Origin of the sequence: Pseudomonas sp. NY15435 (assembly GCF_048068295.1) — a bacterium.
GTDB lineage: Bacteria > Pseudomonadota > Gammaproteobacteria > Pseudomonadales > Pseudomonadaceae > Pseudomonas.
Genome location: NZ_JBLUQA010000024.1, coordinates 12,481 through 27,710 on the forward strand (window position 1 = coordinate 12,481; position 15,230 = coordinate 27,710).

At 64.9% G+C, this 15,230-nt stretch carries 14 protein-coding genes and 2 rRNA genes; 6 read left to right on the plus strand and 10 right to left on the minus strand.

The window, feature by feature from the left end; genetic code table 11:
• Positions 1-6 precede the first annotated feature (6 nt).
• The 8 genes from ACNFH5_RS30410 to ACNFH5_RS30445 form a co-directional block, all read right to left on the minus strand.
• Entirely contained in the window at positions 7-807 is an 801-nt protein-coding gene (locus ACNFH5_RS30410) for an alpha/beta fold hydrolase (protein ID WP_416752641.1), read from the minus strand.
• Positions 808-1,051: 244 nt separating this feature from the next.
• A complete protein-coding gene (locus ACNFH5_RS30415; protein ID WP_416752642.1) occupies positions 1,052-1,699 on the minus strand; it encodes a LysE family translocator in 648 nt (215 codons plus the stop codon).
• Between the two features lie 45 nt (positions 1,700-1,744).
• Complete coding sequence (locus ACNFH5_RS30420) at positions 1,745-2,548, minus strand: AraC family ligand binding domain-containing protein (RefSeq protein WP_416752645.1); 804 nt, start codon at positions 2,546-2,548, stop codon at positions 1,745-1,747.
• A 136-nt stretch (positions 2,549-2,684) separates the two neighbouring features.
• A complete protein-coding gene (locus ACNFH5_RS30425; protein WP_017517381.1) occupies positions 2,685-3,110 on the minus strand; it encodes a hotdog fold thioesterase in 426 nt (141 codons plus the stop codon).
• A 15-nt stretch (positions 3,111-3,125) separates the two neighbouring features.
• Positions 3,126-4,793 carry an AMP-binding protein gene (locus tag ACNFH5_RS30430; protein ID WP_416752647.1) on the minus strand — a complete coding sequence of 556 codons (1,668 nt, stop codon included), beginning with the start codon at positions 4,791-4,793 and terminating at the stop codon, positions 3,126-3,128.
• Positions 4,794-5,160: 367 nt separating this feature from the next.
• Positions 5,161-5,625 carry a phosphohistidine phosphatase SixA gene (gene sixA, locus ACNFH5_RS30435; RefSeq protein ID WP_416752649.1) on the minus strand — a complete coding sequence of 155 codons (465 nt, stop codon included), beginning with the start codon at positions 5,623-5,625 and terminating at the stop codon, positions 5,161-5,163.
• Positions 5,622-5,978, minus strand: a complete 357-nt coding sequence (locus tag ACNFH5_RS30440; protein WP_416752651.1) for a DUF4389 domain-containing protein — start codon at positions 5,976-5,978, stop codon at positions 5,622-5,624. The genes sixA and ACNFH5_RS30440 overlap by 4 nt, the downstream gene beginning before the upstream one ends.
• 13 nt (positions 5,979-5,991) lie before the next feature.
• A complete protein-coding gene (locus ACNFH5_RS30445) occupies positions 5,992-7,014 on the minus strand; it encodes an NAD(P)H-dependent glycerol-3-phosphate dehydrogenase (RefSeq protein ID WP_416752653.1) in 1,023 nt (340 codons plus the stop codon).
• 181 nt (positions 7,015-7,195) lie between these two features.
• Here ACNFH5_RS30445 and ACNFH5_RS30450 point away from each other — a divergent pair, with 181 nt between their 5' ends.
• From ACNFH5_RS30450 to ACNFH5_RS30475, 6 genes are all read left to right on the plus strand, one after another.
• On the plus strand, positions 7,196-9,304 hold the full coding sequence (locus tag ACNFH5_RS30450; RefSeq protein ID WP_416752655.1) for a TonB-dependent receptor plug domain-containing protein: 2,109 nt from the start codon (positions 7,196-7,198) through the stop codon (positions 9,302-9,304).
• A 1-nt stretch (position 9,305) separates the two neighbouring features.
• Positions 9,306-10,226, plus strand: coding sequence for an ABC transporter substrate-binding protein (locus ACNFH5_RS30455; protein ID WP_416752657.1), 921 nt, complete (start codon positions 9,306-9,308; stop codon positions 10,224-10,226).
• Positions 10,223-12,139 carry an ATP-binding protein gene (locus tag ACNFH5_RS30460; RefSeq protein ID WP_416752659.1) on the plus strand — a complete coding sequence of 639 codons (1,917 nt, stop codon included), beginning with the start codon at positions 10,223-10,225 and terminating at the stop codon, positions 12,137-12,139. Before ACNFH5_RS30455 ends, ACNFH5_RS30460 begins: the two co-directional genes overlap by 4 nt.
• 231 nt (positions 12,140-12,370) lie before the next feature.
• Positions 12,371-12,886 carry a 3-hydroxyacyl-[acyl-carrier-protein] dehydratase FabA gene (fabA, locus tag ACNFH5_RS30465; RefSeq protein ID WP_017517389.1) on the plus strand — a complete coding sequence of 172 codons (516 nt, stop codon included), beginning with the start codon at positions 12,371-12,373 and terminating at the stop codon, positions 12,884-12,886.
• A gap of 10 nt (positions 12,887-12,896) precedes the next feature.
• Positions 12,897-14,114: a beta-ketoacyl-ACP synthase I gene (gene fabB / locus ACNFH5_RS30470; RefSeq protein WP_138525223.1), complete on the plus strand. Its 1,218-nt coding sequence runs from the start codon at positions 12,897-12,899 to the stop codon at positions 14,112-14,114.
• Between the two features lie 119 nt (positions 14,115-14,233).
• Positions 14,234-14,692, plus strand: a complete 459-nt coding sequence (locus tag ACNFH5_RS30475) for a GNAT family N-acetyltransferase (protein ID WP_416752661.1) — start codon at positions 14,234-14,236, stop codon at positions 14,690-14,692.
• A gap of 196 nt (positions 14,693-14,888) precedes the next feature.
• Here the strand turns inward: ACNFH5_RS30475 and rrf are convergent.
• Both rrf and ACNFH5_RS30485 read right to left on the minus strand, forming a co-directional pair.
• Positions 14,889-15,004: ribosomal RNA gene (gene rrf, locus ACNFH5_RS30480) — 5S ribosomal RNA — on the minus strand.
• A gap of 134 nt (positions 15,005-15,138) precedes the next feature.
• Positions 15,139-15,230, minus strand: a 23S ribosomal RNA gene (locus tag ACNFH5_RS30485); the annotation flags it as partial.

Below are 15,230 nucleotides of genomic sequence, written 5' to 3' on the forward strand. Positions count from 1 at the left end.
GATTCCTTAGGCATTGGCGCGCTGTTGCCAGCGGGCGAAGACGGTCTTGAGCAGCGCGGCGGTGTCCTGCGGGCGCTCCAGCGGGAACATGTGCCCGCCCGGCAGCGACAGGCTCTCGCCCATGGGAATGCGGCCGATCAGGCGGGCGTGATGCGGCAGCACCACGCGGCTGTGGCGGCCACGCACCATGGTCAGCGGCACGGCAAGTTGTTTCGCGCGGCCGGGGCTGGTGTGCGGCACGTTTCGATAGATGGAAATCTCGGTAGCCGGGTCGAACTTCAACCGCAGGCCGCGCGCATCCGAGGGCGCCAGCCCGTGGCGCACATAGGCTTCCAGGCAGTCGCGGTCGAAGCGCTTGAACAGCGGCTTGCCGGCGAAGTATTCCAGCGCCTCGGCAAAATCGTCGAAGTCCTCGCGACGTCCGAGGGTCCGGCCGGCGGGTGTCAGCCGATCGATGAAGCCCAAGCGCTTGGCAACGCGGATCACCAATTGGTCGGCCAGCGTCAGCAGCGGCGAATCGAGCATCACCACGCCGCGGTACAGCTCGGGTTTGCGCAGCGCCGCATGGTAATGCAGCACGCCGCCGAGTGAATGGCCGACGCCCCACACGGGCTCGTCCAGCGCCTCGAGGTGATGCAACAGCTCTTCCACCAGGTTTTCCCAGTTGGCATTCACCGGGAAGCGCGGGTCATGGCCGTGCATGTCCAGCCGATGGACCCGGTAATCCGGCTCCAGGGCGTCGAACAACTTGCCGTAGGTCCCCGAGGGGAAACCGTTGGCGTGGGCGAAGAAGACCGCTTGCGACATGCTGGGGGAACTCAGGGGAATGACAGCCTGAATTTTCCGACAGCACCGGGGGCGCGGCAATGACCCACGCTCCCGCGAATGACGGCACTACGGCCAAACTCCATGGCGCTCCGGCGGATTTGCCCTGATCCCCCTTCTTGCGGCGCGACTTCGGCGGATAACCGCGAACAGTTATGCGCCCTACGGAAAACTCATCGTAGGACGCATAACGCGGTACGCTTTATCCGCCGACAAGATGTGCTACTCAGACCCAATGCGTCGCGTGGTTCACCACGCTGAACAGAATGCCTCCCGCCACCAGCAGGAACACCAGCCCACAGGCGCCATCGATCACCGGCACGGCGCGCAGCAGGCGCTGCTGCCACATAGGCCGGGTGAGGATCACGCTGAGCAGGCTGAACCAGATGAACCCGGTGCCGAACAGCATTACCGCCACCGCGACCTTGCCGGGCGCCGACATGTCCGCCGGGATCAGGCTGGTCAGTAGCGCGAGAAAGAACACCAGCGCCTTGGGGTTGAACAGGTTGGTCGCCAGCCCGCGCAACCAGGGGCCAAGCGTCGAGTCCGGCAGCTCGCCGTCGATCCGCCCTGCTCCGCCCGGCTTGCGCAACGCACGAAGCGCGCCAACGCCGAGCCAGGCGAGGTAGGCCGCGCCCACCAGTTGCAGGGCGCTGAACAGCAGCGGTGAGCGGCTGAGCAGCAACGACACGCCAGTCAGCACCAAGGTGCCATGGACCAGGATGCCGCACGCCAGCCCCAGCGCGCTGAGTACGCCGGCGCGGCGGCCCTGGTGCAGCGAGGTGCGCACCACCAGCGCGACGTCCGGGCCGGGGCTGACCAGGGCGACCGCGAATACGGCAGTGAGCATGAGCAAGACGTGAACCTCCTGCATGGCGGGATTCTCCAGTGGGAATGGATCGGGATTTGTTGGGGTGGATCAGCGCTGGCGTAGTCGCGCGGGCGGCAATCCGTAGGTACGGCGGAACAGGCGGCTGAAGTGCGCCTGGTCATAGAAGCCCAGGCTCAGGGCGATCTCCGCCAGCGGCTGGCCCTTGATCACCCGTGGCAGCGCGCGCTCCAGGCGCAGCTGGGTCAGCCACTGGTGCGGTGGCAATCCACACTGGTGGTTGAAGCGGCGCAGCACCTGCCAGGGACTGAGGTCGCAGAATTCGGCGATCTCCTCCAGGGTCGGCGGCGTCTCAAGGCGCGATTCCAGCCACTCGCGCAGGCGCGCCCAGGTCGGCGCATCGAAGCCCTGCCCCGGCTCGCGGATGCGCAGGCTGGAGGCGCGTTCCAGCAGTGCGGCCAGCGCTTGCCAGAGTTGGCCTTGCTGCGCCAGCCGCTCGCCGCCCAGCATCAGGGCGTGGGCGCGTTGCAGTTCGGCTTGCAACAACGGATCGCGCAGTTGCGCGGCAGTCAGACGCGGCGCGCCCTGGCGGCCATCACTGAAGGCGCGGCAGGCATCGTCGAGCCATTGCGGGTCGATGGACAGCACACGGATGCGGTAGCCCTCCTCGCCCTCGCTGGAGCCGTCGTGGATGCTTTCGGGGCTCATCAGCAGGATGTCGCCGTTCCCGGCCAGCGAGCGCTCACCGCGATGGGTGTAGCGCTGGCAGCCGTCCAGCATCAGCCCGACGTGGTAGTCGAGATGAAAATGCCGGGGAAAGGCGAAACGGCGATACTCGGCGTCGATGAAGCGGACGCCGGGCAAACCGCTGCTGTGGTGTTCGATGCGTTCCATGGGCCTACTTTACCGGCGCGGGAACGGCGGGTCTTGGACAAAATTGCGAGTGGCTTTCTGTAGGAGCGAGCTTGCTCGCGAACAAAACTCCGCAGCGGAGCCGGTTCGCGAGCAAGCTCGCTCCTACGAAGAGCATTCAGCGCTCCAGCGGCACCACGGCCATGGTCAGCCGCGAGATGCAGCTTGGCTTGCCATCATCCCCGTGCAGACGGATTTCCCAGACGTGGGTCGAGCGGCCGATGTGCACGGCCTTCGCCACTGCAGTCACCCGCCCGCTGCGCAGGCCGCGCAGATGGTTGGCATTTACCTCCAGGCCCACGCAGTAGTACTTACTGGTATCCAGGCACAGGTAGCTGGCGGTGGAGCCGACGGTCTCCGCCAGCACCACCGAGGCGCCGCCGTGCAGCAGGCCATAGGGCTGGTGGGTGCGCGAATCCACCACCATGCTGGCGGTCAGCGAGTCGTCGTCGAACGCCTCGAAGCGGATATCGAGCACTTCACCGATGGTGTTCTTCAGGTTCGCGTTGAGCTTTTCCAGGTCGGGCGTGGTGCGCCAGGTCATTCGAAACTCCTTCTGTCATTCATGCCATTGCACCGCCTCGCGGCGCTCCGCCCATTCATTGAAGCGCTGACCGTAGGTCCCTTCCACCACGTTGCGCTTGATCTTCAGGGTCGGCGTGAGGAAGCCGTTGTCCACCGTCCAGACGTCCTTGACCAGCACCAGCCCGGCCAGCCGCTCGTGCTTGTCCAGCGCGTCGTTCACTTCCGTAAGCAGCTCCTGAAGGCTCTGCTCCAGTTGGCTGCGCGAGCCGTTGGCGGCTTCCTGGCGGCCGACCTCGGAGAGTACGCAAAGGCCCAACGGGGCGATCAGGCCGTCGCCGACCACGCAGATCTGCTCGATCCGCGAGTGCACGGCCAGGCGGTTCTCGATGGGGGCCGGGGCGACGTACTTGCCCTTGGCGGTCTTGAAGATTTCCTTGATGCGCCCGGTCAGGCGCAGGTGGCCTTCGGCGTCCTGCTCGCCCTTGTCGCCGGTGCGCAGGAAACCGTCCTCGGTAATGGTCTCGGCGGTACGCTCCGGGTCCTTGAAGTAACCGACCATGGTCGCGCCGCTGCGCACCTGCACTTCGCCTTCGTCGCTGATGCGCACCTCTACGCCGGGGCTGTTGCGGCCGATCCAGCCGGTCTTCTGTTCGCCGGGCCGGCAAACGTGGGAATAGCCGCAGTTCTCGGTCATGCCGTAAACCTCAAGCACGTTCAGGCCCAGGCGCTGGTACCAGTTGAGCAGCGCCTCAGGCACTGGCGCTGCGCCGCACAGGGCATAGCGCACGGCATCCAGGCCCAGTCCGGCGAGCACCTTGCGGCCGACCATGCGGCCGATGATCGGCAGCCGCAGCAGGCGGTCGAGCTTCTTCGCCGGCATCTGCGTATAGACGCCCATCTGGAACTTGGTCCAGATGCGCGGCACGCCGAAGAACACCGTGGGCCGCGCACGGCGCATGTCGGCGACGAAGGTATCCAGGCTTTCGGCGAAGAAGATTGTCTGCCCGGCGTAGATCGACGCCATCTGCACGAACATGCGCTCGGCCACGTGGCATAGCGGCAAGTAGGACAGCAGGCGGTCTTCCTCGCCGACGCCGAACAGATCGATGGCATGGCTGGCGGCGAAGGCGAAGTTGCCGAAGGTGTGCATCACGCCCTTGGGCGTACCGGTGGTGCCGGAGGTGTAGATGAGGGTCGCCAGGGTGGTGGCGTCCGGGCGCGGATCGTCAGTGATCGGCGCCAGTTGCTGCAGATCACTCCACGAATGGTCGAAGCAGCCCTCCGGGTGCAGCGGCAGTGCCACCGTGGGCACGCCCTCGGGAATGCCATCAACCATCGCCGGCCAGTCGTCCAGCTTGCCGATGAAGGCCACCCGCGCTTCGGAGTGGGTCATCACCTGGCGCACGGAGTCGGCCGTGAGATTCGGGTACAGCGGCACCGAGACATGGCCGGCCATCCAGATGGCGATGTCGGCGACTATCCAGTGCGCGCAGTTCTTCGAAATGATCGCCACCCGGCTGCCCTCGGGCAGGTCCAGGCTACGCAGCCAGGCAGCGGCGCGGCGGGCCTGATCGCCCACTTCGCCCCAGGTCAGGGTCTGCACTTCGCCGCCGGTGAGCGGCTGCACCAGGTAGCGTTTGTTCGGGTGGCTCTTCTCGCGCTGATAGAACAGGTCGAGTGGTAATCGGACTGCTTTAACCACGTGCCCCTCCTTTGTTCTTTTTGTCAGAGGTGTAGCTCAGGGATATAGCGATGGATCAACCAAGCACTTGCTTGGTTGAATATTCCATGCAGCGCAGCGGCAGACAAGACTGGTCGTGTGAACTTTTGTAGGAATCAGCCGAAGGATTGGTTCCAGCCGCTCTGCGACGGGCACTGCGCAGAAACATCCGGGCACGAATTGGTCTGGGCCGAGTAAGAACTCCCTCTCCCGCAAGCGGGAGAGGTACCGTTCGGAACAGGATGAAACCTAGGAATCAGCGGGCACGGACGGCCCTCTCCCTTGAGGGAGAGGGCCGGGGAAGTGGGGAAAGCTCCGGCACAAAGTATCCGGAGGTTTTTCAGCGAGCTCAGGAATGCCGCGGATGGTAGAGCGACACCAGCGCCATCAGCCCCGCCACCGGCACCTCGCCTTCCAGTTCCGCCAGGGTGGCGGTGCTGAACGGCACGGCGTCGTTGCGGCTGCCATGCACCAGCAGGCCCGCCAGCGCCCCCACCAGTGGCTGGTGGGTGACCAGCAGCAGGTTCTGCTCGTTGCGGCCGTCGAGGAAGCGCAGCACGTCCTTGGGGTCATCGTCCGGGGTGAGCCAGGGCGCAGTACCGACGGAACCTTCGAAGCCCAGCGCCTCGCGGACCAGTTCAGCGGTTTCCTGGGCACGTACATAGGGGCTGGCGAGAATGCCGTCCAACGGCTGGCCGGCAAGCTGGGCAGCACTCTTGAGCGCCTCCTTGATGCCATGGGCCGTCAGCCGGCGCTCGGAATCACGGCGGGCCTGGGGTTCGGCCTCGCCATGGCGCAGCAGCCAGAGCTTCAAAGCTTCGGCTCCTCGTCGCGCACCGGGTGCGGCGCCGGCGGCACGTCGTGCGGTGTATCCCCTTCGGGGGCATGGGCGGTCGGCCAGTCGGAGAACGGCCAGGGCTTCTCTTCGGTCTGGAAGGTGCCGAATCGACCGATCTGCGCGAAGTACTGGCTCAGGCTGTCGCCAAAGCCCATCAGGCTGCCGCTGGGCGCGCCGTAGATGATGCGGTAGACCAGTTGGATGATCACCACGGCACCGAGGATCATCTCGGCGACGAACCAGACCAGCGCGAAGACCAGCATCCAGACAACGCGCAGGACCAGGGATTCCTTCTCCAGACGGTCAGAGGGCTGACGTTCCGCAGACATGGTTGATACCTCCTCAGAAACCGGTGGTGGGAATGAAGTCGACGTCGGTTTTCGGCTCGCCGCTCATCAGCGCCCCGATGACCTGCTCCAGGGTGCGGCCGCCGAACAGGATGGCATTGAGGCCGGCCACCAGCGGCATGTAGACCTGCAGCTCGTCGGCCTTGGCCTTGAGCACCTTGAGGGTGTTCACGCCCTCGGCGGTCTCGCCCATGCGCGCCACGGCGTCTTCCAGGGTCAGGCCCTCGCCCAGGGCGAAGCCCACCTGATAGTTACGGCTCTTGGGTGACGAACAGGTGACGATCAGGTCGCCCACGCCGGCCAGGCCGAGGAAGGTCATCGGATTGGCGCCGAGCTGGACGGCGAAGCGGGTCATCTCCGCCAGGGCACGGGTGATCAGCATGCCCTTGGTGTTCTCGCCCATACCCAGCGCGGCGGCCATGCCGGCAATAATCGCGTAGACGTTTTTCAGCGCGCCGCCCAGTTCGACGCCAAAGCGGTCGCCACTGGCGTAGACACGGAAGGTGCGGCCATGCAGGGCCTTCTGCACTTGGGCGCAGAGGTCTTCGTCTTCGCTGGCGACTACCGTGGCGGTCAGCTCGTGCTCGGCGATCTCGCGCGCCAGGTTCGGGCCGGAGATCACCGCGATACGCGATTTCGGCGCAATCTCTTCGAGCACCTGGCTCATCAGCTTGAAGGTCTGCGCTTCTATACCCTTGGTCAGGCTGACCAGCATCTTGCCCGCCAGTTCTTCGCTACGGCCTTCAAGCACCTTGCGCAGGGCGCTGGAGGGCACCGCGACGAAGATCAGCTCGCACTCGGCCAGGGTGGCGGCAAGGTCCGAGGTAGGCTCCACGCCGTCGTGGATGCGCACGCCCTTGAGGTAGTTGGGATTCTCGCGGCGGGTGCGGATCGCCTCGGCCTGTTCCTCGTCGCGCATCCACTGGCGAACGCGCTGTCCGTTTTCTGCCAGCAGGTTGGCGAAGGCGGTGCCGAAACTGCCACCACCGAGGACGGCGATCGGTTGCTGCTGTGTCATGTCTGTTCCATTGGTGGCCGCCTGGGGGCGGCGATTGGGGCATTATAAGGCCGCATCGGCGACCGGCCAGTCCGGATCGCGGGAGTGGCAATCAGCGCTGCCTCGTTTAACATCCGTCTAACAGAAAACAGCACATCCAGACGTCGACACATCTGATAAAAACCGAGAACAAGGTCGTTCCGTGCATCGTCTCCCCCGCGTCCCTTTGCCGCTGTCCCTGCTTGCCGCGCTGCTGGCGGGCAAGGCTGTGGCGGGCGACCTGTTCGTGGACAGCCTCGACGTCCCTGAAGTTCTGACCGCAACGCGGCTCAAACAGTCCCCGGCAGAGGTCCCCGGCAGCATGACGGTGCTGGACCGCGACCTGATCAAGGCCTCCGGCGCACGCGACATTCCCGAACTGATGCGCCTGGTGCCGGGCATGATGGTCGGCTACCTGTCCGGCAACCAGGCAACGGTGAACTACCACGGCACCAACGTCACCGAGGCGCGTCGCCTGCAGGTGCTGGTGGACGGCCGCTCGGTGTACCGCCCCGGCCTGGCCACGGTGGATTGGAGCGACATCCCGGTAGCCATCGAGGACATCGACCGCATCGAGGTCTTCCGCGGCCCCAACGCGGTGAGCTACGGCGCCAACGCGCTGATGGGCGTGATCAACATCCTCACTCGCCACCCCGCCGACAGCCAGGGTACGCGTCTGAAATACACCGCCGGCCAGAATGGGGTCCGTGACTGGTACGCCAGCCAGGGCATCCATGACCGCTCCGGCGATTACCGGCTGTCTCTTTCCGGCCAGGAAGACGACGGCTTCGATCACGACCAGTTCGGCCGCGACTACCGCGACGGCCGCCGCCTGAGCCGCTTCAACCTGGTGGCCAACCACAGCCTCGACCTGCGCAACAGCCTGGATTGGCAACTCGCCGCCAAGGAAGGGAGCAACCAGCGGCCCTACGACTACGAGCCGATCTTCGGCAAGATTCCCGACGGCGACGACAATTCCGACCTGACCGCCCGCGATTACGCCGGCTCGCTGCGCTGGACCTTCGACGTCAACCCCGAGCACAGCTTCTACGTGCAGGGTTACGCCGAGCACTGGGAGCGCCTGCAGGATTTCGACGCGTGCGAGGCGCAAATCGCCTTCAGCCCACAGCTCGCGCAATTGTGGGACCTGGACCCGAAGTACGTGCAGAACTTCGCCGACACGCTGCCGCGCATTCCCCGTGGCACTGCGCAGGAGCAGGCGCTGGCCCGGCAGGTCGTCCAACAGCTGGCGGCCGGGGCCTATCTGCCGGTGTGCGGGCAGGTCAACCAGAACATCCGCGAGACCCGCTACGACCTCGAAATCCAGGACACCCTGAGCCTCGCCGACGGCGTGCGCCTGGTCAGTGGCATGAGCTACCGCCACGACCAGGCCACCTCGGAAACCTACTTCGACGGCACGGTGAACAACGACATCTGGCGCTTGTTCGGCCAACTGGAGTGGCACCTGACACCGCACTGGCTGCTGCAGGGCGGCGCGATGGTGGAGGACGACCAGCTATCCGGCAGCTCGGTCAGCCCGCGCATCGCCCTCAACTACCTGATCACCCCACGCCACAGCCTGCGCGCCGTGTATTCCGAGGCGGTGCGCTCGCCGGACATGTACGAGAACGACGTCAACTGGAGCTACCGGGTGCGCAATCTCTCGGCGCCGGTCTATGGCCAGTCCAGCGCCTACTACTTCGCCCGCGCCCACGGCCCCGGCGACCTCGACCAGGAGCGAATGCGCTCGCGGGAAATCGGCTACAACGGTCAGTTCGACGAACTCGGGCTCGCTGTCGACATCAAAGCCTACTACGACGAAATCCATGGGCTGATCAGCGATCCCTTGAAGGTCTCCGACTTCGCACCGACCAACGACAACGACATTCGCTTCAGCGGCACCGAAACCCAGTTGGACTGGCGCCTGACGCGGCAGGACCGCGTGCGCCTGACCTATGCCTACGTCGACTACGACGCCAGCAGCCGCTACGACCAGCGCCTCACCGCCCGCAACAGCGGCTCGGCCGGCTGGATGCGCGACTGGGGGCGTGGCTGGTCGAGTTCGGTCTTCTACTATGGCGACGACGCGCTGAACGAGCACCGCTTCGAGCGCGTCGACCTGCGCGTAGCCAAGCGCATTCCCCTCGGCCGCGCCGCGCTGGAACTGGCCGGCGTGCTGCAGCAACGTCTGGACGACGAGCCGCTGACCTGGCCGGAAAACCGCTACGACAGCCGCCACCTGCTCTACTTCAGCGCCGAGGTGGACTTCTAGCATGTCTGCCCGCCGCTCATGGACGAGCCCCGGAACCCTCCTCCCCGCCCTGTTTCTCTGGCTGGCCTGCCTGTTCTCGCTGCCGGCCCAGGCGCGCGACATCCTGCTGGTCAGCACCGAACAGAGTCCTGCACTGCAGGAGTTCGCCGACTCCCTGGCGCAACGTCGCCCGCACGACCAGGTGCGGCTGGAATCCCCCGAGAACCTGCCGTCCGCCGCCAAACTGGATGGTGAAACCCGCCTCCTGCTGCTCGGCAGCGGCGCGCTGAACTGGCGCCTGGCCAGCCACGATGGGCCGCCGGCGCTGACCCTGCTGGTCAGCCGCGTCGAAGCTCGCCAGGTGCTCGGCGAGCGTGACGTCCCACACCTCAGCCTGCTGTGGAGCGACCCGCCGCCGGTCCGTCAGCTACAACTGGCCCTGCAGCTCAGTCCACGCCCGCAGCGCATCGGCGTGCTGATCGGACCCACCAGCGAATTCCTGCTGGGGGAGCTTCAGCGTGCCGCCGAACAGCTCGGCGTGGAACTGGTCAGCGAGCTGCAGACCCGCGCCGAAGACAGCCGCCCGCTACGAGAACTGCTCGGTCGCAGTGACCTATTGCTCGGGCTGGACGACAAACAGCTTTATAACGCGCAGACCATCAAGGGCATCCTCCTGAGCGCCTATGCCGAGAACCGGGCGTTGATCGGCCCAACCGCCGCCTTCGTCAAGGCCGGGAGCCTGGCCAGCACCTACAGCGACCAGAGCGACTGGCTGGAGACCCTCGACACCCTGCTCGACGAGCCGGCGGAGCAGTGGCCCCGCAGCCTCTACCCCGAACACTTCAAGGTGCAGAGCAACCGCCAGGTGGCGCGCTCGCTCGGTATCGACCTGTCAGGCGACGCGGAACTCGCGCGGCGCCTGACCGAAGGAGAGAAACCATGAGTTCCCGCAAGAGCTGGAACATCCAGACGCGCATGCTGGCCATCAGCCTTGGCCCGGCGCTGCTGCTGACCGTACTGCTGACCGGCTACTTCACCTATTCGCGTCTGCAGGACCTGCGCCTGGAGTCCAACCACACCGGCCAACTGATCGCCAATCAGCTCGCACCGGCAGCGGAATATGGGGTGATTTCCGGCAATCTGCCGGTGCTGCAAAGCCTGCTGCGAGCGACGCTGAGCACCGCCCATGTGCGCTTCATCGAAGTTCGCGACCGCGGCGACAACATCCTTGTCTACGTCGAACACGCCGCCGATCCCGCGCAGGCGAGCACCAAGGTGGAAATCTTCCACGCCTCGATCCAGCGCGAGAACATCGCCCTCAACGGCAGCGATCTGGCCAGCTCCAACGACATGCTGCCGGCCGCGGCGCCGCCCAGCGGGGATTACCTCGGCCGCGTGGTGGTCGGCATGGCCAGTGACGCCTTCAGCGAGCGGCAGCAGGAAATTCTCCTCAAGGCCAGCCTGCTCGCGCTGTTTGCGCTGATTCTCACCTACCTCCTCGCCCGTCGCCTCGCGCGCCGCCTGGCCGCCCCGATCCGCACCATGGGCCGTGCCGTCCAGGCGATCCAGACCGGCGATTACCACACCACCCTGCCGGTGCCGGATGACGGCGAAGTCGGCGACCTCGCCCGGCACATCAACAACCTCGCCCGCGGCCTGCAACAGGCCAGCCTGCAACAGGAGCGCAGCATCGCCCAACTGGTGGCGGCGCGAGAGGAAGCCGAAGAGGCCAACCGCGCCAAGTCCGACTTCCTGGCGATGATGAGCCACGAGCTACGCACCCCGATGAACGGCGTACTGGGCATGCTCCAACTGCTGGAGACCACCGAGCTGAACCAGGAGCAGGCCGAGTACAGCGCACTGGCCACCGAGTCGACCGAACATCTGCTCAAGGTGATCAATGACATCCTCGACTTCTCCCGCGTCGAGCGCGGCGCCCTGGAGCTGGAGCGCATCCCGTTCAACCTGCTCGAGCTGATCCAGAGCTCCATCCAGGTCTTCCAGCACAGCGCCCAGCAGCGCGGCCTGGAACTGGAAATGAACGTGCAGGACGGTCTCGACAACCTCGAGGTGCAGGGCGACCCGACGCGCATCCGGCAGATCCTGGTCAACCTGCTGGGCAACGCCCTGAAGTTCACAGAGGAAGGCGGCGTGCGCCTGGAAGCCACCTGGCAGGCACTGGATGACGAAGTGCTATGGCTCAGTTGCTCGGTGCAGGACAGCGGCATCGGCATCTCCCGCGAGCGCCTGGAGCACATGTTCGAGGCCTTCCAGCAGGCCGACTCATCCACCTCTCGGCGCTACGGCGGTACCGGGCTGGGGCTGTCCATCGCGCGCACCCTGGCCGAACGGATGGGCGGCACGTTGGGCGCAGTCAGCGAGGAAGGCTGCGGATCGACCTTCACCCTGGAGATTCCCCTGCCCTTCCGGGAGCGTCAGAGTGCCGCAGAAGACGGGGCAAACGGCGGCGACACGCTTGCCACTGGTCAGCCCGTGCTGCTGGTGGAGGACAACCCGGTGAATCAAACGGTCATAGAAGCTATGTTGCGCAGCCTGGGGTATCGCGTCACGCTGGTGGGCGATGGTGCCCAGGCCGTGCGTACCTCGGAGCGCGGCGAGTTCGCGGCGATCCTGATGGATTGCCGCCTACCGGTGCTCAACGGCTACGAAGCCACCCGGCAGATCCGTGCGAAACCGGGCGGCGAACAGGTACCGATCATCGCCCTGACCGCCAACGCGCTGCAGGGCGACCGCGAGGCTTGTCTGGAGGCGGGAATGAACGACTATCTCGCCAAGCCGTTCAAACGTGCGGAGCTGCAGCGGATTCTGCAGCGCTGGGTTGCTCCAGGTCGTTGATCGGCGGAGCACTTGCCCGCAAACTGCGGACCGGCCCGAGGCCTGCGTCCCGACAGGGAAACCTGGCATCGGCGAAAAGTGAACAAGCGTTCGCCGATTGCTGTGACTTTCACTTAAAGGCAATAGTCTATGACTAGGCTGCCGCATGACACCGTGACAACAACAACGGAACGCGGCGCCGCAGGCACAAGCCAAACAACGCCTGCTATCCAGGATTTTTGAGGAGCTCGCATGACCAAACAAAACGCCTTCACCCGAGAAGACCTGCTGCGCTGCAGCCGCGGCGAGCTCTTCGGCCCGGGTAATGCGCAACTGCCCGCCCCGAACATGCTGATGATCGACCGCATCACCCACATCAGTGATGTCGGCGGCAAGTACGGCAAGGGCGAACTGGTCGCCGAGCTGGATATCAACCCGGACCTGTGGTTCTTCGCCTGCCACTTCGAAGGCGACCCCGTCATGCCGGGCTGCCTGGGCCTCGACGCCATGTGGCAGCTGGTAGGCTTCCACCTCGGCTGGCAGGGCAACCCCGGCCGCGGTCGCGCCCTGGGTTCGGGCGAAGTGAAGTTCTTCGGCCAGGTCCTGCCGACCGCCAAGAAAGTCACCTACAACATTCACATCAAGCGTACGATCAATCGTTCGCTGATCCTGGCCATCGCCGACGGCACCGTCAGCGTCGATGGCCGCGAAATCTACAGCGCCGAAGGCCTCCGCGTCGGCCTGTTCACTTCCACTGACAGCTTCTAAGGGTATCCGCATGCGTCGCGTCGTGATCACCGGTCTGGGCATCGTTTCCTGCCTGGGCAATGACAAAGACACCGTCTCCGCCAACCTGCGTGCAGGCCGTGCTGGCATCCGCCACAACCCCAGCTACGCCGAGATGGGCCTGCGCAGCCACGTGTCCGGTTCGGTCAACCTGAACCTGGAAGAGCTGATCGACCGCAAGGTCTTCCGCTTCATGGGCGACGCCGCCGCTTATGCCTACCTGGCAATGGAACAGGCGATCAAGGACTCCGGCCTCACCCCCGAGCAGATCTCCAACCCGCGCACCGGCCTGATCGCCGGCTCCGGCGGCGCTTCCACCCTGAATCAGATGGAAGCTATCGACACCCTGCGCGAAAAGGGCGTCAAGCGCATCGGCCCATACCGCGTGACCCGCACCATGGGCAGCACCGTTTCCGCGTGCCTGGCCACTCCCTTCCAGATCAAGGGCGTGAACTACTCCATCTCCTCGGCCTGCGCCACCAGCGCGCATTGCATCGGCCAGGCCATGGAACAGATCCAGTTGGGCAAGCAGGACGTCGTCTTCGCTGGCGGCGGCGAGGAAGAACACTGGAGCCAGAGCTGCCTGTTCGACGCCATGGGCGCCCTCTCCACCCAGTACAACGACACCCCGGAAAAGGCCTCCCGCGCCTATGACGCCAAGCGTGATGGTTTCGTTATCGCTGGCGGTGGCGGCATGGTCGTGGTCGAAGAGCTGGAGCACGCCCTCAAGCGTGGCGCCAAGATCTACGCCGAAATCGTTGGCTACGGTGCCACCTCCGATGGCTATGACATGGTCGCCCCGAGCGGCGAAGGCGCCATCCGCTGCATGCAGCAGGCCCTGGCCACCGTCGACACCCCGATCGACTACCTGAACACCCACGGCACCTCCACCCCGGTCGGCGATGTCGCTGAAATCCGTGGCGTACGTGCAGTGTTCGGCGACAAGGCTCCGGCCATCAGCTCCACCAAGAGCCTGTCCGGCCACTCCCTGGGCGCCGCTGGCGTTCACGAAGCGATCTACTGCCTGCTGATGATGGAAGGCAACTTCATCGCCGGTTCGGCCAACATCGACGAACTGGACCCGGAAGTCGCCGACCTGCCGATCCTGCGCGAGACTCGCGAGAACGCGAAGATCGACACCGTCATGAGCAACAGCTTCGGCTTCGGCGGCACCAACGCCACCTTGGTCCTGAAACGCCACAACGGCTGATCGGTGATCCAAACAAAAAAGGCGCCCCCAGGGCGCCTTTTTTGTTGCCTGCGATTCCGGTCCACCCTTGCGCTACCGATCACGTCACGATGAGCAGGCTGATAACAGGGAGTGCATCGATGGGATTGACGATCAGACAAGCGTGCAGCGACGACGCCAAGGCCATCAGCCGGGTGATCGTAGAAGCTGTCAGGGAGAGCAACGGCCAGGATTACCCGGCGAGTGTCATCGAGTCAGTGCTGGCGCACTTCACGCCGGGACGGGTGATAGAGTTGCTGGAGCAACGCCTGGTCTTCGTCGCCATGCTGGACGGCGAGATCGTGGGCACTGGCGCCCTGGACGGCAATGCCGTGCGCAGCCTCTTCATAGCCCCTCCGCAGCAACGCAAAGGCATCGGGCAGGCCCTGATGAGCCGAATCGAGAAAGCCGCCCTGGAGCGCAGCATAGAGACCCTACTGGTCCCCTCTTCCATCACTGCTGAGAGCTTCTACGCTCGCTTAGGCTACCGCGTGCTGCGCGAACAGCTTCACGGCGAAGAGCGCACCCTCATCATGACCAAGCCCCTCACCCCCTTGTAGGAGCAAGCTTGCTCGCGAACGCCTCACACAGGTACCGCCGACTGGTTGCCCGCCCCCCCCCGTAGGAGCAGACCTTGTCCGCGAAGGTCAAACCAAACTGAACCCCGCCGGCCCCAGCCAGAATCCACTCTTTATTCCCGCCCATAAAACAAAACCCCCGACCAGCTCTCGCTGATCAGGGGCTTTGGAATTAGAAGCTTGACGATGACCTACTCTCACATGGAGAAACTCCACACTACCATCGGCGATGCATCGTTTCACTACTGAGTTCGGGATGGGATCAGGTGGTTCCAACGCTCTATGGTCGTCAAGCAATTCTTTATGGACGCTCGTGGCAGGTGCACACGCTCATCCAGATTCGGGTATGTGACAGGTATTTGCGGTTCACACGAACTTTCGGTTCGTTACGTCTTCACCGTACAACACGCAAATTGTTTGGGTGTTATATGGTCAAGCCTCACGGGCAATTAGTATCGGTTAGCTCAACGCCTCACAGCGCTTACACACCCGACCTATCAACGTCGTAGTCTTCGACGGC